Origin of the sequence: Vibrio lentus (genome assembly GCF_030409755.1) — a bacterium.
Taxonomy (GTDB): Bacteria; Pseudomonadota; Gammaproteobacteria; order Enterobacterales; family Vibrionaceae; genus Vibrio; species Vibrio lentus.
Genome location: NZ_JAUFQE010000002.1, coordinates 3541803 through 3565415, shown reverse-complemented (window position 1 = coordinate 3565415; position 23613 = coordinate 3541803). Strand labels below are relative to the sequence as shown.

General features: G+C 45.6%; 22 protein-coding genes and 1 other RNA gene. 4 read left to right on the top strand and 19 right to left on the bottom strand.

The window, feature by feature from the left end; translation table 11 throughout:
- Position 1: 1 nt before the first annotated feature.
- The 14 genes from ftsA to rsmI all read right to left on the bottom strand — a co-directional run bounded on the left by ftsA (position 2) and on the right by rsmI (position 16067).
- Positions 2-1270, bottom strand: a complete 1269-nt coding sequence (gene ftsA, locus QWZ07_RS24745; RefSeq protein WP_004729844.1) for a cell division protein FtsA — start codon at positions 1268-1270, stop codon at positions 2-4.
- Entirely contained in the window at positions 1263-2051 is a 789-nt protein-coding gene (locus tag QWZ07_RS24740; protein WP_390226375.1) for a cell division protein FtsQ/DivIB, read from the bottom strand. The genes ftsA and QWZ07_RS24740 overlap by 8 nt, the downstream gene beginning before the upstream one ends.
- A gap of 182 nt (positions 2052-2233) precedes the next feature.
- The gene (gene murC / locus QWZ07_RS24735; RefSeq protein ID WP_017109277.1) at positions 2234-3694 is read right to left on the bottom strand and encodes a UDP-N-acetylmuramate--L-alanine ligase; all 1461 of its coding nucleotides are present in this window, start codon (positions 3692-3694) and stop codon (positions 2234-2236) included.
- Positions 3695-3707: 13 nt separating this feature from the next.
- Positions 3708-4769 carry an undecaprenyldiphospho-muramoylpentapeptide beta-N-acetylglucosaminyltransferase gene (gene murG, locus QWZ07_RS24730; RefSeq protein ID WP_102281953.1) on the bottom strand — a complete coding sequence of 354 codons (1062 nt, stop codon included), beginning with the start codon at positions 4767-4769 and terminating at the stop codon, positions 3708-3710.
- A 12-nt stretch (positions 4770-4781) separates the two neighbouring features.
- On the bottom strand, positions 4782-5978 hold the full coding sequence (ftsW, locus tag QWZ07_RS24725; RefSeq protein WP_192853819.1) for a cell division protein FtsW: 1197 nt from the start codon (positions 5976-5978) through the stop codon (positions 4782-4784).
- Between the two features lie 22 nt (positions 5979-6000).
- The gene (murD, locus tag QWZ07_RS24720; RefSeq protein ID WP_192853818.1) at positions 6001-7317 is read right to left on the bottom strand and encodes a UDP-N-acetylmuramoyl-L-alanine--D-glutamate ligase; all 1317 of its coding nucleotides are present in this window, start codon (positions 7315-7317) and stop codon (positions 6001-6003) included.
- A 58-nt stretch (positions 7318-7375) separates the two neighbouring features.
- Positions 7376-8458 carry a phospho-N-acetylmuramoyl-pentapeptide-transferase gene (gene mraY, locus QWZ07_RS24715; RefSeq protein WP_017109281.1) on the bottom strand — a complete coding sequence of 361 codons (1083 nt, stop codon included), beginning with the start codon at positions 8456-8458 and terminating at the stop codon, positions 7376-7378.
- Positions 8455-9828, bottom strand: a complete 1374-nt coding sequence (locus tag QWZ07_RS24710) for a UDP-N-acetylmuramoyl-tripeptide--D-alanyl-D-alanine ligase (RefSeq protein WP_192853817.1) — start codon at positions 9826-9828, stop codon at positions 8455-8457. Before QWZ07_RS24710 ends, mraY begins: the two co-directional genes overlap by 4 nt.
- Positions 9828-11312, bottom strand: coding sequence for a UDP-N-acetylmuramoyl-L-alanyl-D-glutamate--2,6-diaminopimelate ligase (murE, locus tag QWZ07_RS24705; RefSeq protein WP_192853816.1), 1485 nt, complete (start codon positions 11310-11312; stop codon positions 9828-9830). Before murE ends, QWZ07_RS24710 begins: the two co-directional genes overlap by 1 nt.
- A gap of 18 nt (positions 11313-11330) precedes the next feature.
- Positions 11331-13088: a peptidoglycan glycosyltransferase FtsI gene (locus QWZ07_RS24700; RefSeq protein ID WP_017109284.1), complete on the bottom strand. Its 1758-nt coding sequence runs from the start codon at positions 13086-13088 to the stop codon at positions 11331-11333.
- Positions 13085-13402 carry a cell division protein FtsL gene (gene ftsL, locus QWZ07_RS24695; RefSeq protein ID WP_017056040.1) on the bottom strand — a complete coding sequence of 106 codons (318 nt, stop codon included), beginning with the start codon at positions 13400-13402 and terminating at the stop codon, positions 13085-13087. The genes QWZ07_RS24700 and ftsL overlap by 4 nt, the downstream gene beginning before the upstream one ends.
- 3 nt (positions 13403-13405) lie before the next feature.
- Positions 13406-14356 carry a 16S rRNA (cytosine(1402)-N(4))-methyltransferase RsmH gene (gene rsmH / locus QWZ07_RS24690; protein ID WP_017084764.1) on the bottom strand — a complete coding sequence of 317 codons (951 nt, stop codon included), beginning with the start codon at positions 14354-14356 and terminating at the stop codon, positions 13406-13408.
- 228 nt (positions 14357-14584) lie between these two features.
- An RNA gene (gene rnpB / locus QWZ07_RS24685) (RNase P RNA component class A) lies at positions 14585-15024 on the bottom strand.
- A 176-nt stretch (positions 15025-15200) separates the two neighbouring features.
- Complete coding sequence (rsmI, locus tag QWZ07_RS24680; RefSeq protein WP_017106823.1) at positions 15201-16067, bottom strand: 16S rRNA (cytidine(1402)-2'-O)-methyltransferase; 867 nt, start codon at positions 16065-16067, stop codon at positions 15201-15203.
- Positions 16068-16128: 61 nt separating this feature from the next.
- On the opposite strand from rsmI, the gene QWZ07_RS24675 reads away from it, so the two are divergent.
- Genes QWZ07_RS24675 through QWZ07_RS24660 form a run of 4 tightly spaced genes read left to right on the top strand, consistent with a single transcriptional unit; the run spans position 16129 to position 19546 of the window.
- Positions 16129-17946 (top strand): penicillin-binding protein activator, encoded by a 1818-nt coding sequence (locus QWZ07_RS24675; RefSeq protein WP_192853815.1) that lies wholly within the window; start codon positions 16129-16131, stop codon positions 17944-17946.
- The gene (locus QWZ07_RS24670) at positions 17933-18331 is read left to right on the top strand and encodes a YraN family protein (protein ID WP_192853831.1); all 399 of its coding nucleotides are present in this window, start codon (positions 17933-17935) and stop codon (positions 18329-18331) included. Before QWZ07_RS24675 ends, QWZ07_RS24670 begins: the two co-directional genes overlap by 14 nt.
- 2 nt (positions 18332-18333) lie before the next feature.
- Complete coding sequence (locus tag QWZ07_RS24665; protein WP_010434705.1) at positions 18334-18924, top strand: phosphoheptose isomerase; 591 nt, start codon at positions 18334-18336, stop codon at positions 18922-18924.
- Positions 18925-18940: 16 nt separating this feature from the next.
- Complete coding sequence (locus QWZ07_RS24660) at positions 18941-19546, top strand: BON domain-containing protein (RefSeq protein ID WP_192853814.1); 606 nt, start codon at positions 18941-18943, stop codon at positions 19544-19546.
- 141 nt (positions 19547-19687) lie between these two features.
- Here QWZ07_RS24660 and sspB read toward each other — a convergent pair whose 3' ends face one another.
- The 5 genes from sspB to petA all read right to left on the bottom strand — a co-directional run bounded on the left by sspB (position 19688) and on the right by petA (position 23509).
- Entirely contained in the window at positions 19688-20182 is a 495-nt protein-coding gene (gene sspB, locus QWZ07_RS24655) for a ClpXP protease specificity-enhancing factor (protein WP_264158530.1), read from the bottom strand.
- A gap of 4 nt (positions 20183-20186) precedes the next feature.
- A complete protein-coding gene (sspA, locus tag QWZ07_RS24650) occupies positions 20187-20822 on the bottom strand; it encodes a stringent starvation protein SspA (protein ID WP_009848943.1) in 636 nt (211 codons plus the stop codon).
- 97 nt (positions 20823-20919) lie between these two features.
- Complete coding sequence (locus QWZ07_RS24645; protein ID WP_017106828.1) at positions 20920-21657, bottom strand: cytochrome c1; 738 nt, start codon at positions 21655-21657, stop codon at positions 20920-20922.
- A complete protein-coding gene (locus tag QWZ07_RS24640; RefSeq protein WP_009848941.1) occupies positions 21654-22919 on the bottom strand; it encodes a cytochrome b in 1266 nt (421 codons plus the stop codon). Before QWZ07_RS24640 ends, QWZ07_RS24645 begins: the two co-directional genes overlap by 4 nt.
- Positions 22919-23509, bottom strand: coding sequence for a ubiquinol-cytochrome c reductase iron-sulfur subunit (gene petA, locus QWZ07_RS24635; RefSeq protein ID WP_010434692.1), 591 nt, complete (start codon positions 23507-23509; stop codon positions 22919-22921). The genes QWZ07_RS24640 and petA overlap by 1 nt, the downstream gene beginning before the upstream one ends.
- Between the last annotated feature and the right edge of the window lie 104 nt (positions 23510-23613).

Sequence of the window (23613 nt, the reverse complement as noted above, 5' to 3'; positions counted from 1 at the left end):
GTTAAAACTCTTTTTGTATCCAATTACGCAATTTACCAAATAAACCTGACATAGAAGGTGCTGAACGCTTAGGTTCGCTGTAATCACCTTCATCACTTATCTGACAATCTCTTGCGTAATGAAGTAAACCAACCGCCGTAGAATGATACGGCTCTTTAACATAGTCAGTTAAGCCACTAACTTCTAACGGCTTACCAACTCGAACTTGATTGCGGAAAACACGTTCCGCACACTCTACCAATCCGTCAATTTGTGCCGCTCCACCAGTGAGAACGACGCCAGCTGCAAGGTGGTGCTTAATACCCTCATCTCGTAGCTGCAATTGAACCGTATCAATAGTTTGGTTAACGAGACCCATAAGTTCAGTGTAACGTGGTTCAATCACTTCCGACAAAGTTTGTCTTTGCAAACTTCTCGATGGACGGCCACCTACACTAGGGACGTTAACAGAATCATCCTTGCTTACGAGCTCACTCAGAGCGCAACCATGGTTTACTTTTATCTCTTCAGCATCGCTCACTGGCGTGCCAAAAGCGAAGGCAATATCACTGGTTACTGCATTTCCTGCGTAGGAAAAGACTTCTGTGTGTCGCAGTGCGCCGCCAGTCCAAATGGAAATATCCATCGTACCAGCACCAATATCAACAACACATACTCCGAGCTCTCTCTCGTCGTCAGTAATTACCGCATTACTTGAGGCAAGTCCTGAAAACACGATTTGTTCTACAGTGAGACCACATCGTTCAACAGCTTTAATAATGTTTCTCGCCATGTCGCTATGGCAAGAAATTAGATGAACACTGACTTCCATTCGAACACCAGATAAACCAAGTGGATTCTTAATGCCTTCTTGGTAGTCGATGGTAAATTCTTGTGGAATCACGTGCAGAATTCTCTGCTCATCACCTATTTTAATCGATTTCGCGGTATGGATCGCTCGATCCATATCGTCTTGAGACACTTCTTCATCTGAAATAGTGCCCATGCCTTTTTCAATTCGGCTTGCGATATGCTTACCGGACAGTGAGATAAATACATTGCTGATTTGGCATTCAGCCATCAACTCTGCTTGATCAATCGCTCGCTGAACCGACTTCACTACCGACTCTAGGTCGTTTACACCACCTTTATCCATACCTCTGGATGGGCTTTGCCCTGAACCAATGATATTGATTTGACCATCAGGCAGTATTTCACCAACTAGAGCTGATATGGTCGCAGTGCCTATATCAAGACCAACGATTATGTTGTCATCTGCGGTCTTAGTCATCTCTGCTCTCTTCTAACTCTTGCTCTGGAAACCAGCCTACAGCGGCTCCCGTATCATACCTGAGGTCGATGTAGCTCACTTGATTCGCTTTACTTCCTAATTCGTTATAAAGCGAAATAAAGCGTTCAACACGCTCATCTAAAGAATCTTTACCTAGTTCTAAACGGATACCGTTATCTAGGATTATTTGCCAAGCGCGACGTTCATTAAGAACGAGTGAGGTAACGGTTAATCCTAGACTGTTAATCAAAGGAGTAATCTGTCGCCATTTTGCTATCACTTCTTGGCTGGTCCCTTCCGGGCCATAAAGCTTAACTCTATCACCCTTTAACAGGCCGATATCGCCATTAAACACTTGACCGTTTTCGTTCAGCAGCATGTTGCCATTCCAGATTGCTGCCGCTTGGTATTCAGTCAAAAATACTTTTATTGTGTCTGGCCACTGTTTACGAATCGAGACAACAGATACCCAAGGTAACGCTTCTAAACTGTCTTGTAACACCCCAATATCTTGCGACATGAAGGTGCCAATATGTTCTAACTCGCCAAAAGCATGCTGAACATCACCAGCCGTTACATAAGTTAAGTCGCCTTGAAGTACTATTTTGGAAAGAGGCAATCGCTGATCGTCCCACATCCAAGTCAGTGTGGTACAGAAAAGAAACCCAATGAATAGCAATACCACGACTAAAAAAGACCCGCCTAAGGCGTGTTTCTTGAGCGATGGTAAACTGAATAGGTGGCGGTTTTCGCTAAAAGTACTTTCTACCAAAGCCCGCATTCCCTGTCGTTGGTTCGCAATTCTATTCCCTATCTTCGTAATAGAGGTAAAAGCACTTACTTTAACCTATGAATTATACTGAGCAAAATCAAACTATCAAACGTTGATAATAAGATTTTTGGTCAATTTTAGGTCAATCGCAAGAAGTGAGCGATTGACCACAGTCTGTAGACAGTATTCTGCTACGCGTTCTGCATATTATTAATGTCTAACTGTAACGATTCGAGTTGCTTAGCAACACGACCAACATCACCTGCACCCTGCGTTAAAACAAGGTCACCGCCTTGAATGACGTTGGCTAGAACCGATGGCAGCGTGTTGATATCAGCAACGAAGATCGGATCAATCTTACCACGCCCACGAATAGTTCGGCTTAACGAGCGTCCGTCAGCCCCTGCAATCGGTTTCTCACCTGCAGAGTACACATCTAATAAGATTAGAACATCAACCTGCTCAAGAACGTTAGCAAAGTCATCATACAGATCACGAGTTCGGCTGTAGCGGTGTGGTTGGAAAATCATCACGAGACGTTTGTCTGTCCAGCCACTACGGGCAGCTTGAATTGTTACGTCGACTTCGGTTGGGTGATGACCGTAATCATCAACCAACATTGCAATACCCTTACCCGTTTCGTACTCACCAAGGTGATCGAAACGACGGCCAGTGCCTTCCGTTCCCGCCATCGCTTTTAAAATCGCTTCGTCGCTGATGTCATCTTCCGTCGCAACCGCAATCGCCGCAGATGCGTTAAGTGCGTTATGGCGACCTGGAATGTTCAACGTAATATCTAGGTTCGCTTTGCCTTCACGTACCACAGTGAACTTGCCTTGTTGGCCTTCTTGTACGTAGTTTTCAATACGGATATCCGCATCTTCTGAGAAACCGTAGGTAATCACTTGGCGGCTCACCTGAGGAATAAGCTCACGTACTACCGGATCATCAACACACATCACAGCCTGACCGTAGAATGGCAGATTGTGTAAGAAATCAATGAACGTCTGTTTTAGCGTTTCGAAATCGCCGCCGTAAGTATCCATATGATCCGCTTCAATGTTAGTAACGATACTAACCATTGGTTGCAGATGTAAGAATGATGCATCACTTTCATCGGCTTCAGCGATAAGAATACGACTCGAACCTAGACGAGCATTCGTGCCCACACTCTTCACCAAACCACCATTTACGAAGGTTGGATCTAAACCTGCTTCCGAGTAAATCTGTGTCACTAGCGCAGTTGTCGTGGTTTTACCGTGCGTACCTGCCACAGCAATGCCATGACGAAAACGCATCAGCTCAGCCAGCATTTCTGCACGACGAACGATAGGTGTGCGCGCTTCACGGGCGGCAATAATTTCTGGGTTTTCTTCGTTGATAGCGGTTGAAACCACTACCACACTTGCGTCGGCAACGTTACTAGCTTGGTGACCGATATAAACGGTCGCACCCTTGCTAACTAAACGATCGGTCACTGGATTTTGAGCAATATCAGAACCCGTGATCTGGTAGCCTTCATTAAGCAAGACTTCAGCAATCCCGCTCATTCCTGCGCCACCAATACCAATGAAGTGGATAGATTTAACACGGCGCATCTCTGGCACCATTGCACGGATTTGCGCTAAGTCTTGGGTATGTTCAATCGTCATCAATTCAATCTCATTATTTTGCTAAAGCTTTAATCGCTTCAGCGACGGTCACATCCGCATCAAGCTTGGCTGCCTGACGAGCTTTTGTTGCCATCATTTTTAATTCATTTCTATCAAGCTGAGCGATAGTATTCGCTAGCTTATCAGCCGTCAGTTGAGGCTGTTCAATCATTAACGCCGCGCCACATTCAACGAGGTGATCGGCATTCAGCGCTTGCTGTCTGTCTTTGTGCATAAACGGAACGAAAATAGAACCCACTCCAGCAGCGGATACTTCCGATACAGTTAACGCGCCTGAGCGACACACTAATAGATCTGCCCACTCATAAGCTTGCGCCACATCATCAATAAATTCAGTCACTTGAACATTATCTACAGAATGTGATTTGTATTGTTCAATCACTTGCTGTTGATTGTTCTTACCGGCTTGATGCACCACAGTAAAACCTTCACCAAGCTGGGCCATGGTCACTGGCAAGGTATCGTTCAGGATCTTAGCGCCCTGACTGCCACCCATCACGAGGATACGAATATCGCCGTCACGCTCTGCCATGCGTTGTTCGGGTTCAGCTAAGGCAACAACATCTTCACGTACTGGGTTACCCACCACCTGTGCAGTAGGAAACGCACCAGGGAAAGCTTGGAACACTTTTTTAGCAATTTTAGATAGCCATTGGTTGGTTAAACCTGCCACTGCATTTTGTTCATGTAGAACCACAGGAATACCGGATAACCATGCCGCGATGCCACCGGGACCACTCACGTAACCACCCATTCCAAGTACAACATCTGGTTGCCATGCTTTGATGTGCTGTCTTGCTTGAAGTATGGCATTAATAATCTGGAATGGCGCTTTAATTAGCTTGCTAATGCCTTGACCACGCAGGCCTTTCACCTTAATGAAGTCGATCTCAATACCATGCTTTGGCACCAGATCCGCTTCCATTCGGTCCGCAGTTCCTAACCAGCGAATTTCCCAACCTTGTTGCTGAAGCTTTTTAGCCACGGCTAAGCCAGGGAAAACGTGACCGCCAGTACCACCAGCCATCACTAAAAGTTTTTTGTTTTTTTTCATCACGTTAGATTCTTATTCTACTAATTCGTTTTGATTGTCGGCTTGTTCTTTTTGTTGTATTCGGCACTCGTGATCGATACGTAGCAGCATCGAAACCGCCACCGACATCACGATCAAACTTGACCCGCCGTAACTGATTAATGGCAATGTCAGACCTTTGGTTGGAACGATACCTGAAGCGGCACCCACGTTAACAAGCGTTTGAAAAGCAAACCAAATACCAATACCAAAGGCAAGATAACCACTGAATAACTGGTCGTTTTCGAAGGCTTTCTTACCAATTAGAATCGCTTTAAGCACCAAACTAAAAATAAGAATAAGCACTAAGGTCACACCAACAAAGCCCAACTCTTCAGCCAATACAGCAAACACAAAATCGGTATGTGCTTCTGGTAAATATTCTAACTTCTGAACCGAGTTACCAAGACCTTGCCCCATCCAATCACCGCGGCCAAATGCCATCAATGACTGAGTTAACTGGTAGCCACTGCCAAACGGGTCATTCCAAGGTTCCCAGAATGAGGTCACACGTCGAACACGATAGGGCTCTATAACAATCAAGCCGACGACCGCGGCAATACCCGCCACCATCAAGGCAATAAACTGTGAAAGCTTGGCACCCGCGATAAATAGCATGCCAAACAAAGTAACCAGCATTACAACAACGGTACCTAAATCGGGTTGGCCAAGGAGTAATACTGCAAAGGCACCAAACACAATAATTGGCTTACCAAAACCACCGAAGAAGGTTTTCCTCACTTCGTCTTGTTTTCGAACCAAGTAGCCCGCCATAAAGATAAACAGCGATAATTTAGCGACTTCGGCCGGTTGTAAGTTAAACAACCCAAGCGGAATCCAGCGCGATGCACCGTTAACCGACTTACCGACAGCCAATACCACGACCAGCAAAAAGAAGGATAAACCCAGTAGATACATGCTGTATTGAAACCAACGCTTCATTGGAATTTGCAATATGACGCTGGATACGATTAACGCTAACACCAAGAAAATGGCGTGACGGAACATAAAGTGAAACGGCTGATCGGTTAAACGTGCACTGATTGGGAACGAAGCCGACGTTACCATTACCAAGCCCGTCAGCATCAGTCCAAGAGCAATCCATACCAACTGACGATCGTAGAGCGCCTCTGGTGTGGCACGGTTAAGCCATTGCCAAATAGATTGATTAATCTCTTTCACTCTTTGCACTGAATGTTAGTCCTTCAACACGTTAGGCGTACTCATGAGCAAGTTCAGTGAACGCATCACCTCTCGCCATGAAGTTATTAAATTGATCGAAGCTTGCACATGCAGGAGACAACATCACCATGTCACCCGACACCAATTGTGCAGAGAAACTCTCGATGATGTCACGCATGGTATCAAACGTCTTAGCCGATGGATGTAATGGCATAAATTGCGCAGCATCTTCACCGAAGCAACACAGTTGTACGCGGTCTAGTTGCGCCAACACGGGTTTAAGCTCGCTAAAGTCAGCACCTTTGCCCACACCTCCGACTAAGAGATACAAAGTACCTTGGTATTCTAATCCCGACAGAGCCGCTAATGTACTGGCTACGTTGGTCGCTTTCGAGTCGTTAACCCATTTAATTTCGCGTTTGTCAGCCACTACTTGGCAGCGATGCGTCAAACCATTGTAGGCTTTCAGAGCTTCAAGGCTTTTGTTGTAATCAATACCGACTTGCTTCAACAATGCTAACGAGACTAACGCATTCGCTACGTTATGACGTCCAACCAATGTTAAATCTTGGGTAGCAAGTACTGACTTACCATTATCCACTAGCCATTCGGTGCCATCGACCATTGATACACCAAACTCTTGGTCATCGAGTCCAAATGTCACCAATGACATCGTTTGATCAGGATAAGTCTCTTTGTCTTCGCGGTTTACAATCGCGTACTGAGCATTATTAAAAATTCTTAATTTAGCGTCACGGTAATCGGCCATGCCTTGATAGCGATCCATATGATCTTCTGACAGGTTCAAAAAAGCCGCCGCTGCAAGATTTAGACTGGATGTTGTTTCTAGCTGAAAGCTTGAAAGCTCAAGGACATACAAGTCAGCATCAAGCTCAAGCAGGTCTAAGGCAGGAATACCGATGTTGCCACCAACACCAACGTTAAGACCGGCAGCCTTAGCAAGCACACCCGTTAGATCGGTCACCGTACTTTTGCCATTAGAACCTGTTATTGCCACGACGGGTTTGTCTACCGCCCAACCAAACAGTTCAATATCGCCAACAACCGGAGTTCCCGCTTGAATAACATCTTGTATTTCAGGGGTCGCTAAGGCGATACCTGGGTTAGCAACCACTAAATCAGCTTCCGCTAACCATTGGCTATTCCAACTTCCAGAATGCAGTTCTACCGATTCAGGCAAAGATTCTCGGCCTGGTGGTAGTTCTCGTGTATCAATCACTCTCACATGAGTCTGAGGTTGGTATTTTACGAGATGTTTAACGACAGAGAGCCCGGTAATACCGAGCCCCACAACCACTACATTTTGAATATTTTGCCAACGTTCCATTTAAACAAGATGCTCTTAATAGTTTTAAAGAGCCTCTCATTAAGAGGCTCACATAGGATTAACGAACTTTCAGCGTTGCTAGGCCAACCAGTACTAATACCATTGAGATGATCCAAAAACGCACGATTACACGCGGTTCTGGCCAACCTTTCAGTTCATAGTGGTGGTGAATCGGTGCCATGCGGAAAATACGCTGACCACGCAGTTTGTAAGAGCCCACCTGCAGAATCACTGACAAAGTCTCCATTACAAACACACCGCCCATAATAACCAGTACCAACTCTTGGCGAACTAACACAGCAATCACACCCAATGCACCGCCAAGTGCTAGCGAGCCAACATCGCCCATAAATACTTGTGCTGGGTAGGTGTTGAACCATAGGAAACCAAGGCCCGCACCCACGATAGCGGTACAAACCACAACCAGCTCAGAGGTGTATGGAATGTATGGAATGTGTAGATATGCCGCGAAGTTAACGTTACCTGTCGCCCAAGCAATTACAGCAAAACCAGCCGCAACCATAACCGTTGGCATGATAGCTAAACCATCAAGGCCGTCCGTTAGGTTTACCGCATTACTGGTACCCACAATAACAAAGTAAGTTAGTACGATATACAGTAAACCAAGTTGTGGCATCACATCTTTAAAGAAAGGAACAACCAATTGAGTTGCTGCAGTATCGTGCCCGTGAGCATACAGAGCAAACGCCACAACCAATGCAATAGCCGATTGCCAGAAGTACTTCCAACGCGCAATCAAGCCATCTGTGTTTTTGCGAACGACTTTACGGTAGTCATCAACAAAGCCAACCGCGCCATAACCTGCAAGTACAACTAATACAGCCCAAACATAAGGATTAGAGAGATCAGCCCACATCAATACCGTAATAATGATAGCAGCCAGGATCATCACTCCGCCCATGGTTGGCGTACCACGTTTGCTGAAATGAGATTCAGGGCCGTCATTACGAACAACTTGGCCAATTTGTAGCATTTGCAGACGCTCAATTAAACGAGGTCCCATCCACAGCGACAGACATAAAGCTGTCAAAATACTCGCGATTGCTCGAAACGATAGGTATTCGAACAAACGGAAAAAAGAAAAGTATGGCTGTAGTAGCTCTGCAAGCCAAATTATCATGAAAAGTTCTCCTTTAAAGCAGCGGCTATTTTACTCATCCCTGCACTGTTTGCGCCTTTCACCAACAAGGTGTGTGACACGTTATTCGGCAAGCATAAGTGCTGCTCTATGTGTGCGATCATCGCGTGATGCGTTGCGAAGTGGGTGCCATTACAGACCTCACTAATCACCTTGGTATCATCACCGTAAGTGAGTACATGCTCAAAAGCGAATGGGGCAGCATATTCACCGACTTGACGGTGAAGTGCAAGACTTTCGTCGCCTAATTCAGCCATATTGCCTAAAATCAGCCAACGTTGACCTTTAAAGCTCGACAGCAGTTTAGCTGCCGCCTTCATTGCAGGCACGCTAGCGTTATAACTGTCATCTATCAGCTTGATATTCTGACTTAATTGTTGAACCTCAACTCGTCCTTTGACCGAGATAAGGTTCGCTAAACCACTTTTTATTTCATCAAGCGTTGCACCAAATTGAATGCTCAACGCTGCAGCCGCCAACGCGTTCGCCACGTTGTGCTGACCAATAATACCAAGTTCAACAGCCGTAACACCTAATGGCGTTTGCATATCAAAGCAAGCTTCGCCTTGGTCGTTGATTTCGATATTTTCAGCAAAATAATCGGCTTTATGGTTACTTTCAGAAAAAGTCAGTGCCGTTTTATCCGCAAGGACTTCATTCCAAAAGCCCCCACCGTTGCTCTCTAGATTAACAATAGCAGTATCACCGGCAGCAAGCCCCTGAAAGATTTCACCTTTCGCTTGTTTCACGCCATCGATAGAACCAAAGCCTTCTAAGTGAGCCGCGGCCACATTATTCACCAAAGCAACTTGTGGTTTGACTAGTTGCGTGGTGTAGGCGATTTCACCAATATGATTAGCGCCTAATTCGATCACTGCATAGTCGTCGCTTGGTTCACTGCGTAACAAAGTCAAAGGCACACCAATATCATTATTGAAGTTACCTGCCGTAAACAGCACCTTGCCACGCTGTTGTAGAATACTTGCCACCATCTCTTTGACGGTCGTTTTGCCACAGCTGCCTGTAATCGCCATGGTTGGAACATTACATTGCTCATGGATCCAAGCACTTAGCTGACCTAAAGCAAGTTTAGTGTCTTCAACAACAACTTGAGTAATATTTAGGTCAAGTTTTCGTTCGACTAACAACGCGCTCGCATTTGCCTCAACGGCTTGATGGCAAAAGTCATGCGCATCGAAACGCTCTCCAACGATAGCAACAAACAATGCGCCTTCTTCGACGGTACGAGTATCCGTTGAAACTGCATTGATTACGGTATTGTTCGAGTTTCCTGCCTCAATCAGCTCGCCATTAACAGCAAAACAAATCTGCTCGAGTGATACATCAATCATTATGAAATACCTAAAAGTTGTAGCGCAGACTCTCGGTCTGAATAATGTACCGTTTTGTCTTTCAATACTTGGTAATCCTCATGGCCTTTACCTGCCAGAAGAATAATGTCATTGCTGCCAGCCTGCTCTAGAGCAAACTTAAGGGCTTGATAGCGATCGTGCTCTACAAATGCAGCTTCAGGTTCACTTAAGCCAGCCAGCATATCTTTAACAATCAACGCAGGGTCTTCACTGCGAGGGTTGTCATCTGAAATAATGCTTTTATCGGCGAACTGCTCTGCGGTTGCTGCCATCATTGGGCGCTTACCGGTGTCGCGGTCACCACCACAGCCGAAGATTGCCCACAGTTGTCCAGAGCAATGCACACGCAATGCTGCCAATGCTTTTTCTAGCGCATCGGGCGTATGAGCGTAATCGACAACCACTTTTGCCTTGTTCGGAGTTTGGAAAAGCTCCATACGACCAATAACAGGCTGAAGCTGAGACGTGGTGTCGACCAAGGTTTGCTTGTCGATACCCAACGAAAGCAAAGTCGCAAAAGCAACCAGCACATTTGATGCGTTAAACTGACCAATCAGTGGAACAGAAAGCTTCCCCTGTCCCCAACTACCATCGAAAGACAGCTGAATACCGGTTTCTGCATAAGCGACATCAGACGCCCATACCGATTGTTGATAGCCCGTTAGCGGTGACAGTGAAACGGCTATTGCATTGGATAAATCTGACACCCAAACTTTACCCACTTCGTCATCCACATTAATGACTGCGTGCTTACATTTGTGTTGAGTAAATAGGCTCTTTTTAGCCAATGCGTACTCTTCCATCGTGCCATGATAATCAAGATGATCACGACTCAAGTTAGTAAATACACCAACCTCAAAGTCCAACGCTTTTACACGACCTTGCACCAAACCATGAGAAGAGATTTCCATTGCGGTATACACCGCTTTTTCTGCAGCTAACTCACTCAGTGTGCGCTGTATTTCAATAGCACTCCCCGTGGTGTTAGCAGCGGTTTTTAGATTATCTAAGAAACCATTACCTGTTGTGCCCATTACCGCTGAACGTTGACCGACGAGATCAAGCCATTGAGCAATCAACTGGGTAATGGTGGTTTTGCCATTGGTGCCAGTGACACCAATCAATTTGGTCGCTTGAGAAGAATAAACACGGCTAGCTAATTCAGAGAGTATTGAGTTTAAGTCTGAAACATAAACCACAGGAACCGAGTTTAGCTTCTCAACCAAGCCATGAGCTTTGTCATCGCCAGCTTGTGCAATGACGGCTTTCGCGCCTTGAGAAACGGCTTTATCGATAAACCGACGACCATCGACAGCATGTCCGATTACGGCAACAAAAATATCACCGTCCTTGATGGCACGACTATCCAACTCCAATTGCTCAACAACAATCGACTCCAACTCAGGAGAACAAAAGTCTCCCCAAGGAGAAAGTAAAGATGACAGCGTGAGGCTATTACTCATATTGAATCCTGATTAGCTCTATTCTTGAAACTTGTTTTCATCAGCAGGGACATTCAGTATTTGCAGTGCACCCTTCATGATTTCAGAAAAAACCGGGGCTGCAACTGAACCGCCATAGTAAAGGTCACCTTGAGGTTCATTAACCACAACAACCAACGCGACTCTTGGGTCACTGACTGGAGCAAAGCCTGCGGTCACCGCGATGTATTCATCACTGTAGCCGCCAGCTTCAGCCTTACGAGAGGTACCCGTTTTTGCTGCAACTCGGTAACCAGGAACCGCGGCTCTTGTCGCTGTACCGCCTTTTTGAGTAACCCCTTCAAGCATTTTCAGAACCAGTTCTGCGTTCTCGCGCTTGATGATTTGCTTAGAAAAATCTTGGTCGTTACTCTTAATAATATGAATCGGTTCATACATGCCTTTGTTGGCTAACGTTGCATAAGCATGTGCCAACTGCATCGGTGTTACAGACAAGCCATAACCGAACGCTAAGGTCGCAATTTCAAACTTTGACCAACGACGGCGATTCGGGAAAATACCGCTCGTTTCACCAACCAGGTTAAGCCCAGACATCTCGCCTAAGCCAACTGAACTGTACATACCAAGCAAAGCTTCAAGTGGCATGTTAAGCGCCAGTTTCGCAACACCAATATTACTCGACTTCTTGAGGATCAGCGCTAAGTCAGCCTTGCCGACTTTAGAAGAATCTCGTACTCGACTACCACCGATCTGCATAATGCCATTGCCAGTATCAATAATGATATCTGGGTCTGCAGTGCCGTTCTCCAGCGCCGCCAAAACCACAAAAGGTTTCACGGTAGAGCCGGGCTCCATGGCATCGGTCAGCACGCGGTTACGCATCTTAAAGCTTTGTAAATCAGCACGATTGTTCGGATTATAAGAAGGGGCATTAACCATAGCTAACACGGCACCCGTTTTTACATCGAGCAGTACCGCAGAGCCTGAAGTCGCCTTGTGATCAGCCACGGCTTGCTTAATAGCGCGATAAGCAATGGCTTGTAATCGTTGATCGATCGTTAATTCGAGTGGTTTGCCTTCTTCACGCTCTTCTAAAGCAATGTTTTCAACAACACGTCCATAGCGATCTTTACGAATAGTCCGTTTACCCGCCTCACCCGTGAGCCATTTGTCATAGCTACGTTCAACGCCTTCCAAACCATGCCCGTCAATACCGGTCACACCGATAAGGTGCGCGCTGACTTCACCTGCCGGGTAGTAACGTCGAGATTCCGCTTTAAGGCCAACACCCACCAGCTTTAGTTCACGAATATACTTAGCCATCGCAGGGCTAACTTGTCTTTGCAGGTAAACAAATCGGCGGGATTTGTTGCTAGAGATCTTATCGATCATCGATTGGCGTTTCAGGCCAAGTACGTCGGCTAACGCATACCAACGATCAATTTGGGCCATACCGTTTTTATCGAAAATCGTTTTTGGATCGGCCCATACCGCTTCAACTGGAACACTCACAGCAAGCGGTTCGCCATTACGATCTGAAATAATACCGCGAGCGGAAGGAATTGCCTTAACACGTACCGAACGAAGGTCGCCCTGACGGATTAAGTTATCTGGTTCAATAATTTGAATATAGGCGACACGGCCTACGAGTGCAGCAAAGGCAAGAAACACGAAAGCAATCAAGACGTTGAAACGCCACTTAATAAGAATTGGATCCGAATCCTTTTCGCTCTTCACACGCTCTTTCGTTGATTTATTAACGGTTTTTGCGGGTGCTTTTTCCTTTTTACCGGTCATTTCAGTGTGATCACTACTTCTTTGTCAGAGTCTGGACGTTTCATGTCTAGCTCTCGTTTTGCCGATGCTTGAACACGACTATGTTCAGCCAGAGCCGTCTCTTCAAGCATTAAATTTCGCCACTCATCATCAAGTTGTTCTCGTTCCACTAATGCTGTGTCTTTTTGCGTAATAGCCTGACGTGACATATGTGTCGTAAGAACGACCCCCATCGCACTCGCGAAGATACAGATAAGAAGCACCAATGGGACTTTACCCACGGAGATCAAATCAAAAAATATTATCTTGGCTAAGTTTGGCTTGGAGGTCTTCATTGACTATAGCTTTTCTGCGATTCGTAGTACTGAACTGCGCGAACGAGTATTCTCATCCACTTCATCTTTAGAAGGCTTGATCGCTTTACCAATTGGTTTTAGATCGGCACTGCCTAACGCTTTAATCTGATCTTCTGTTAATGGTAAACCGTGAGGAACTTGTGGTCCTTGGCTCTCTTTACGAATAAAGCGCTTCACCATGCGGTCTTCAAGAGAGTGGAAGCTGATAACAGAGATACGACCTTGAGGAGCAAGAATGCTTGCGGCGCCTTTCAGTGCGGTATCGATCTCTTCAAGTTCACTGTTGATATAGATACGAAACGCTTGGAATGCACGTGTCGCTGGGTGCTTTTTCTCTTTAAAGCTCTTTGGAGCCACGTCTGAGATAAGCTTAGCCAGTTGACCAGTACGCGTTAACGGTTCGTTTTCTTCGTTTTCTTGATAAGCAATGATGCCTTTCGCAATACGGCGAGCATGTTTATCTTCACCAAACTCACGAATAACCCAAGTGATATCATCAAGATCCGCTTCAACTAACCACTGAGAAACAGGAATACCCGTTGTTGGATCCATACGCATGTCCAACGGACCATCTTTCATGAAGCTAAAGCCACGCTCAGCATCATCCAACTGCGGTGAAGAGACACCTAAATCCAGTAAAACACCATCCACTTGACCGACTAAGTCATAACGCTCTGCATATTCAGCCATACCCGAGAATGGGCCATGGATAATTGTAAAACGGGGATCATCAATCTTCTGAGCTTCAGCAATCGCTTGTGGATCGCGGTCGATACTAAAGAGGCGTCCATTCTCGCCCAGTTTAGACAGGATTGTACGGCTGTGACCACCACGGCCAAAAGTACCATCGATGTAGGTACCGTCAGGTTTGATCGCAAGTCCGTCAATAGATTCGTTAAGCAATACTGAAATATGTTTGAATGCTTCTGTCATAGTCTTCTCAGTGAGTGGATTGAGCCGTTAGTTAGGCAATAATTTGTTCTATTAACGTTTTAGTGTACTGATTTCACGCCGTATCTCCACCATATTGTGTATAGGCTTTGGGAATTTTTGACCCAAGCTTATATCAGGGTGAAGGATTCTAAGGAAATCTAAATAATTTACGTCAATATAAAGCAAAAAACCCATCACTACTGTTAAGTAATGATGGGTTCTTTATATAGGTGGAGTTGACACATACGCCGGGTTCTGTTCCGCTTGCGCGGCGGTAACCATTCGTCTAGGCCTGCAATCGCTCACAGGCTCAAGCAATCTACCCGCCCCCATACGCGAGCAGCGCAATGCGAGGGCCTATTTGATCTTGCTCCGGGTGGAGTTTACCTTGCTACGAACTGTTGCCAGCCGCACGGTGCGCTCTTACCGCACCCTTTCAGCCTTACCTGTGCCTCTTCCGAAGAAATGAGGCCATCGGCGGTCTTCTCTCTGCTGCACTTGTCGTGGGCTCGCGCCCCCCAGACGTTATCTGGCACCCTGCTCTATGGAGCCCGGACGTTCCTCCCCTCTACCAGTCTCCCGAAGGACTTCAACGTCAGTTTCCCGAAGGACCTCAACGTCAGTCTCCCGAAGGACATCAGCAAAGCAGCGATTACCCGTTCAACTCCGAGGGCGGATTGTATAGAGATTAGTGTGCAGTGTCTAGCGAGATCACAAATATGCTGCAAACCATTAAGCAAGTGCACGAATTTCACACAATCCGGGCACAAAAAAAGGAGCGACGGTATTACCCTCACTCCTCACAAGCTTTTCAATACAAGTTAGCTACTCTATAAAGCGACCTCTAGTTGTCTAGATGCTCTAAGCCCCATTTGTATAAAGCGTTCTTTTTCAGGTTGTAGATTTCTGCTGTCATCGCTGCTGCTTTTTTAAGGGGCAGCTCTTTGGTTAGAATACCCAGCGTGCGAGTTGCTTCGTCTGGCAGCTCTGTGCTCGCTTCCTCACGATGACCATGAATCAGCAGCACCATCTCACCGCGCTTACGGTTCGAATCTTCTTCAATCCACTCAATAAGCTCACCGAGTGGCAACCCTTGAATGGTTTCGAATGTTTTAGTCAGCTCACGCGCCAACACAACCTCACGGTCTGGGCCTAAGATCTCTAGCATGTCTTGTAGAGAATCAGTAATACGGTGCGGAGATTCGTAGAAGATACACGTGCGCTCTGCTTTTGCGATCTCTAAGAACTTGTCTTTACGACCTTTGCTCTTTGGCGGTAAGAAGCCTTCAAAGCTGAAACGATCAGACGGCAAACCAGACGCACTAAGTGCGGTAATCACAGCACAAGCACCAGGAAGTGGCACAACTCTCACACCCGCTTGACGACATTGTGATACAAGATGGTAACCTGGGTCACTGATTAAAGGAGTACCCGCATCAGAGACTAATGCGATAGACTGACCTTCTAATAACCTTTCGACTAGAACTTGCGCTTTAGTTTGTTCATTATGATCATGTAAAGCGAACGTTCTGGTGGATATATTGAAGTGAGCAAGCAGCTTACCCGTGTGGCGTGTGTCTTCAGCTGCAATAACATCGACACTTGATAAAATTTCAATTGCTCTTTGAGTGATATCTCCCAAATTTCCGATTGGGGTTGGCACAATATAGAGAGTTGGGCTCTCTGTGAGCAAGGTTTTGTTATCTGTCATTTGTTTACCATCACTTCAACGATTAATATAGATACAAATTGATACGGAATTTAAAGAACTCATGGCAACGATGAACCATAAGAGACTCAGTGTACCACGCTTACTCACTCCAATTGCATTAGCAATTACGTTGGCGGCGTGTTCTTCAGGCCCTCAAGCACCAACGCGTGTTGATATTACACTAGATCCAGCGCAATCAACTGAAAGTTACATGATGCAAGCGGATAGCAGCAAAGGAAGCCTGCAAAACGATTGGCTAATCATGGCACTGAAAGCCTCTGTGCAGGCTGGCAAAACCGATCAAGCGACTTTGCTGATCAAACGGTTAGCAAAGCAAGAGCTTAGTGAAGTACAACAAGCAGAATGGCAACTGGCTCGTGCGCAGTTATTAGTAAATAACTCACAACCAGATCAAGCCTATAGCCAACTGAATTTCCAGCCGTGGTGGAAACTGCCTAACGAGCAATGGAAAGATTATCACGAGCTACGCGCTAACATTTCTGAGATGAAGAAAGAGTATTTCGAAGCGAGCCGTGAGTTAGTGCTTTATTCAGAATACGCAGATACTGATGAAGAAATCCAACAGCAAACGGCTGAGCGTATTTGGCAGAATATGAACAGCTATTCTCAATATGAGATTCTAGAGCTTAAAACATCTCCTACCGAAGACGTTTTAGCGGGCTGGTTACAGCTGTCTATTTACATGAAGACGCTCAACTCAAACCTTCCAGACCTACAAAAAACACTATCTGACTGGTTAGCTGAGAACCCTCGTCACCCAGCAGCGCTTTATACACCTCAAGCGATCACCGACATATTAGCGTTAGAAATCAGCAAGCCGACCAGCACCGCTTTATTACTGCCTTTAACAGGTAAGTACGGCAAGCAAGCTCAGCTCGTTCGTGACGGTTTTATCTTTGCAATGATGAATGATAAAGAGCGCGAAGAAGATGCAACGCTGACTGTCATGGACACCAACGTACAAAGTGCCGCTGAAATTAAAGCAACACTGGAAGAAAACAACGTTGACTTCATTGTTGGTCCGCTGATTAAGAGCAACATCACCAAGCTTCAACAAGCGCAGAAAAATCACGAGAACTCGATTCCTGCGTTAGCTCTGAACATTCCAGCGCAACTAGAAACTGATACTAATATCTGCTACCTCGCTCTATCACCAGAACAAGAAGTCGCTCAAGCAGCGAAACATCTTTTTGCTCAAGGCTACAAGTACCCGCTTATCCTTGCGCCAAGAGGACGTTTAGGTGAGCGTGTTGAGCAAGCGTTTAAAGAAGAGTGGAAAAAATACAGCAGCAACGATGTTGCTATCAGCTTGTTCTCTGATAAACGCCAACTGCAACGTAATGTGAATCAGGTATTCGGCTTGCAAGAGAGCCAACAGCGTATCGCTCAAATGGATGGCCTCCTTAATCTGGATCTAGAAACTGAGCCACGTAGCCGTCGTGATATCGACTCTGTCTATATTGTGGCTAAGAACTCAGAGCTCACGTTGATCAAGCCTTTCATTGAAGTCGCGATTAATCCAGATGCTGACCAACCAGCCTTGTTCTCAAACTCACGCAGCAACAGCGGTGATAAGCAGTACGAAGATCTAACGGGAGTGTTCTACAGCGATATCCCACTATTGGTTGAGAACAAGAACGAGCTGAACAAAGAGCTAAACGACCTGTGGCCTGCACATTCAAATGGCCAAAAACGTCTACAAGCGTTAGGAATGGATGCTTATTACCTAATGGATGCGCTTCCACAGATGAAAGCCGTTCAAGGTTACAGTATTCCAGGTGAAACCGGTGTGTTGACTATCGACAATAATTGCATCGTACAACGTGAAATCAGCTGGGCAGAGCATGGGGCTTTTTAGCCGTCAGTTTCTCTCTAAACCAACAATCACCCACAAACAAGTGGGTGATAAATACGAGGCCGTGGCAAAGAATTATTTAGTTCGCCACGGTTTATCGTTAATTGAACAAAACTTCATAGCAAAGTGTGGCGAAATTGATCTTATAATGCGCCATAACAATACGGTTGTGTTTGCTGAGGTAAAATACCGCAAGCAAACACGCTACGGACATGCCGCTGAAATGGTGACAGCAAAGAAGTCACAAAAGCTATTAAAGACAGCCAATGTTTGGCTTATGCAGCAAGGTTTGTCAGTACACTCTACAGATTTTAGGTTTGATATTGTTGCCATTGAAGGGCCGAATGACGATATTGACTGGATTAAAAACGCCATTACCCAAGGATAAACATGCTAGACAGCATTAAAGAAAGTTTTACAGAAAGTATTCAAATCCAAATTGCAGCAGCAGAAGCACTGCCTGACGCAATCACGCATGCCGCACAAGCAATGGTGGCGACCCTGCTCAACGGAAACAAAATCCTTTGTTGTGGTAATGGTGGTTCGGCGTCGAATGCTCAGCAATTTGTATCGTGCCTACTTAATCGCTTTGAAACAGAACGCCCTAGCCTACCAGCAATGGCGCTTATGGCTGATAACACCACACTAACTGCCGTAGCAAACGACTACCACTACGAAGAGATCTTCTCTAAGCAAGTGCGCGCGTTTGGTCAAACTGGTGATATCCTGCTCGCGATCTCTACTAGCGGTAACAGCAAGAACATCATCAAAGCGATGGAAGCAGCGGTAACACGTGATATGACTATCATTGCCTTCACTGGTAAAGACGGTGGTGAAATGGCAGGTTTGCTTGGCGAACATGATGTAGAAATTCGTATCCCTTCACACCGTACAGCGCGCATTCACGAAGTTCACATGGTGACACTGCACTGCCTATGTGACCTAATCGATCAAGTACTCTTCCCTGCTCACGAAGAGTGATAGACGGAGCATCACAATGAAATCATTAACCTCTATGACGCTGTTTAAGCTGATTAGTGTTTCGCTACTTACACTTTCCCTGTCTGGTTGTGCTGGCATTTTCATTGCTGGTGCAGCAACCACAGCGAACTTAGTCACCGACACACGAACCACCATAGAAATTTGGAACGACAACAATATTGAATTTGAAGTCGCAGCCATCACCAACAAACAGCCATACCGTGGCAACGTTCGCATCACTGCCAGCTCTTACCGAGGTTCGGTTGTATTGATGGGACAAGCGACCACTGACTCAGAACGTCGCGCGTTTGAAAACCAAGCCAAAGACGTGGCAGGCGTAGAAAGCATCCATAATCAGGTGCGAGTAAAAGAGCCATTAACCATCAGTGCTATTAGTAACGACAGCTGGATCACCACTAAAGTGAAATCAGCTCTTCTAGCAAACGCTGATCTCAACGGTATCAAGGTTAAAGTCATCACTGAAGATTCAGAGGTATTTTTACTTGGGTTAGTATCTCGAGAGCATGCCGATATCGCGACAGAAGTTGCCCGTAATGTTTCAGGCGTAAAGCAGGTAATTCGAGCATTCGAATATGGTGAAGAAGACGCTTCGGTAAACTAACATTCACTTAACGGACTTAGTTAGCTGAGCTGACTTAGCCTAACGAAATGAATCAGGCGAGTAAAAATCAGAAAGCACAAAAAGAAAAAGCAGCGATAAATCGCTGCTTTTTTTATATTTGGAGTTATTTAAAAAATAACGCTATTTGATAACACGAAGGCTTGGTCGACCTTTTGCTGGGCGAGGTGGCTCAGGATCTGAGTCAGGCTCTTCCGCATCAACGTCTGCCGTTGCTACACTCAAAGACGGGCCTTTTTCTGGTTCTTCAAAAGGAGTTTCTTCAATCCCTTCTTCAAACGCGTCCATGTATGCCTCTTCAGGTTCAAACATGGTACCAGCACCATTCTCACGAGCATAAATCGCTTGTACTGCATAGAGAGGAACGATCACTGAGTGTGGACGTCCGCTAAAGCGAGCACTGAACGTAACAGCTTCGTTACTCAGTTCAAGTTGCCCAACCGCACGAGGCGCGATGTTCAGAATGATCTGACCATCTTGAACAAACTCTTCTGGAACTCGCACACCCGGTAGTGTTGCTTCAACAACAAGATGTGGCGTTAGTTCGTTATCAACCAACCAATCATAGAACGCACGGAGCATGTATGGTCGGCGTGGTGTCATATTAGAAATATCCATACGCTTAGCGAACGAGTCGCATCTCACGTTCAGCTTCTGTTAGAGAAGCTAGGAATGAATCACGTTCAAATACGCGGTTCATGTAAATCTTAAGCTCTTTAGAACCAGGACCAATCAGTTCGATACCAAGCTCAGGTAAACGCCATAATAGCGGAGCAAGGTAGCAATCAATTAGGCTAAACTCTTCGCTCATGAAGTATTCATACTCAGCGAAGATAGGAGCAAGAGTCAGTAGGTCGTTGCGCAGTTTAACGCGAGCAGCTTCTGATTCTTCAGCGTTGCCTTTAACGATCTTCTCTGCAACTGAATACCAGTTGCGCTCAATGCGGTACATCATTAGACGGCTATTACCACGTGCAACCGGGTAAACAGGCATCAATGGTGGATGAGGGAAACGCTCATCTAGATATTCCATGATGATCTTTGAGTCATATAGAGCAAGCTCACGATCAACAAGGGTAGGTACTGATTTGTACGGGTTCAGTTCAACAAGCTCTGCTGGTAGATTTTTTTCATCTACTAACTCAACTTCAACACTTACGCCTTTTTCAGCAAGAACAATGCGCACCTGATGGCTATACATATCAGAAGCACTTGAGAAAAGAGTCATTACAGAACGTTTATTGGCAGCTACAGCCATGGAGCCCTCCAGTACACTTTAAATAAAAACAATGGAGGCCTAAAGCCTCCATTGAACATTAACATAATTTGGGAATTAGCACGGTATTATAGCACAATTAGTGCACATCACGCCAATACTCTTTCTTCAGTAAAATCACAATGATAGTGAAGATTACTAAGAAGGCCATTACCCACCAACCCATAGCATGGCGTTCAAGCTGTACTGGGTCACCCGAGTAAACTAGGAAGTTAACAAGATCGCGAACCGCGTTGTCATACTCACCAGTGCTCAATTCACCAGAACCGTCAGTTTCAGTACCAACAACAACCTTAACTTCCTCACCATCTACCATGTGAGTATCGTAGATTGGCGTTGGAATACCTTGTAGCTCTTCCAGAACATGCGGCATACCAACACTTGGGAAAACAATGTTGTTCACACCAAATGGACGAGACGGATCTTCATAGAAAGTACGAAGGTACGTGTATAGCCAATCTGCGCCACGAACACGAGCAACCAATGTTAGATCTGGTGGTGGAGCACCAAACCAGCTAGCTGCTTGGTCAGAAGGCATAGCGTTAACCATCAAGCTACCAATTTTCACTTCAGGATCGAAGATTAGGTTTTCCTTCATTAGGTCTAAAGGAATCTCTAAATCATTCGCAACACGTTCATAGCGTTGGTACTGCGTTGAGTGACAAGCGAAACAGTAGTTCATGAACATCTTAGCGCCATTTTGCAATGAAGCTTTGTCTGTTAAATCATTGTTTGCTTTGTCTAATGGTACGCCTGCTCCCGCTGCCATCGCTAGAGACGGCAACATAGCAAATAAAATTACAATCCACTTTTTCATTTGAATGTCACCCTTTCTGGTAATGGTTTCGTCGCTTCATTTTTACTGTAGAACCACAGCAGAACGAAGAACATGAAATAACCTAAGCTAAAAATTTGAGCCAGTAATGTGTATGTTGGCGTTGCTGGAAGCGCACCAAGGACACCAAGCGCAATAAAGCTTATTGTGAATTGGATGATGTTAATCAAATGCAGTTTGCTACGGTAACGGTAAGAACGCACTTTACAACGGTCGAACCATGGCAGCAGGAATAGCACAACAATAGAAGCACCCATTGCAACCACACCCAGTAGCTTATCTGGAACAGCACGTAGTACCGCGTAGAACGGCGTGAAGTACCAAACTGGAGCGATGTGCTCAGGTGTTTTCAGTGGGTTTGCAGCTTCAAAGTTAGGCGGCTCAAGGAAGTACCCACCCATCTCTGGGTTAAAGAACAGCACGTAACAGAACAAGAATAGGAAACCAGCAACACCTACCATATCTTTCACCGTCCCGTATGGGTGGAAAGGAATAGAGTCGATGATGTCGTATTTCTTAGTGTAATCCTTGTGGAATGGGAACTGAGTCTTGTAGTCGTCGCCCATAGTACCTTTAGGAAGCTTAGTCTCGATACCGTCAGGGTTATTCGAACCAACTTCGTGCAGCGCTAGTACGTGAAGTACGATAAGCAGCAAGAGTACAATTGGTAGAGCGATAACGTGCAGTGCGAAGAAACGGTTCAGCGTTGCACCAGAGATGATGTAGTCACCACGGATCCAAAGCGTTAGGTCATCACCAATTACAGGGATCGCACCAAACAGAGATATGATTACCTGAGCACCCCAGTAAGACATTTGACCCCATGGTAGTAAGTAACCCATGAAAGCTTCAGCCATAAGCACTAAGAAGATCAACATACCAAAGATCCAAAGTAGCTCACGAGGTTTTTGGTAAGAACCGTAGATTAGACCACGGAACATATGCAAGTAGATAACCACGAAGAACGCAGAAGCGCCAGTCGAGTGCATATAACGCAGTAACCAACCGTATTCCACATCACGCATGATGTATTCAACAGAAGCAAACGCACCCTCACCAGACGGCACGTAGTTCATTGTTAACCAGATACCCGTAAGGATTTGGTTAACCAGGACCAACATTGCCAAAGAACCGAAAAGGTACCAAAAGTTAAAGTTCTTAGGCATTGGGTATTCAGATAAGTGCTTTTTGTAAGCATTCATCGCGGGTAGACGTTTTTCTACCCAATCAAGCAATCCTTGCATTATGCGTCTCCCTCGTCCACACCGATCATGATCTTAGTGTCACTCAAATACATATGCTTTGGTACAACAAGGTTCAATGGAGCCGGTACGCCTTGGAATACTCGACCAGCCATATCAAACTTTGAACCATGACAAGGACAGAAGAAACCAGACTTAACGCCCTGAACCTGTTCTGCGAAAGAATCTGGCAGGTAAGTTGGAGAACAACCTAAGTGTGTGCAGAAACCAACAGCAACGAAGAATTCCGGCTTAATCGAACGGAACTCGTTCTGTGCGTATTCAGGTTGTTGTTCAGCTTCAGATTGAGGGTCACGAAGTTGACCACCGATCGCTTTTAGGTTCTCTAGTACCGATTCAGCTCGGCGTACAACCCATACAGGCTTACCTTGCCACTCGACACGAACCATTTGTCCCGGTTCTAACTTACTGACTTCCACTTCCACCGGCGCGCCTGCAGCTTTCGCCTTAGCACTCGGATTCCATGATTTAATAAAAGGCACGGCTACAGCAGCTGCTCCTAAACCACCAACAACGGCTGTTGTTGCGGTTAAGAAACGCCTGCGACCGTTATTTAAAGGCGCGTTGCTCATCCAAACATTCTCCCATTTGCTCCTTATGGATTGAAATAATTCCGAATAAAGAGCATGGCTAACAAAATATGTATTTAGTTCTATTTATTGACGGCAAATGATAA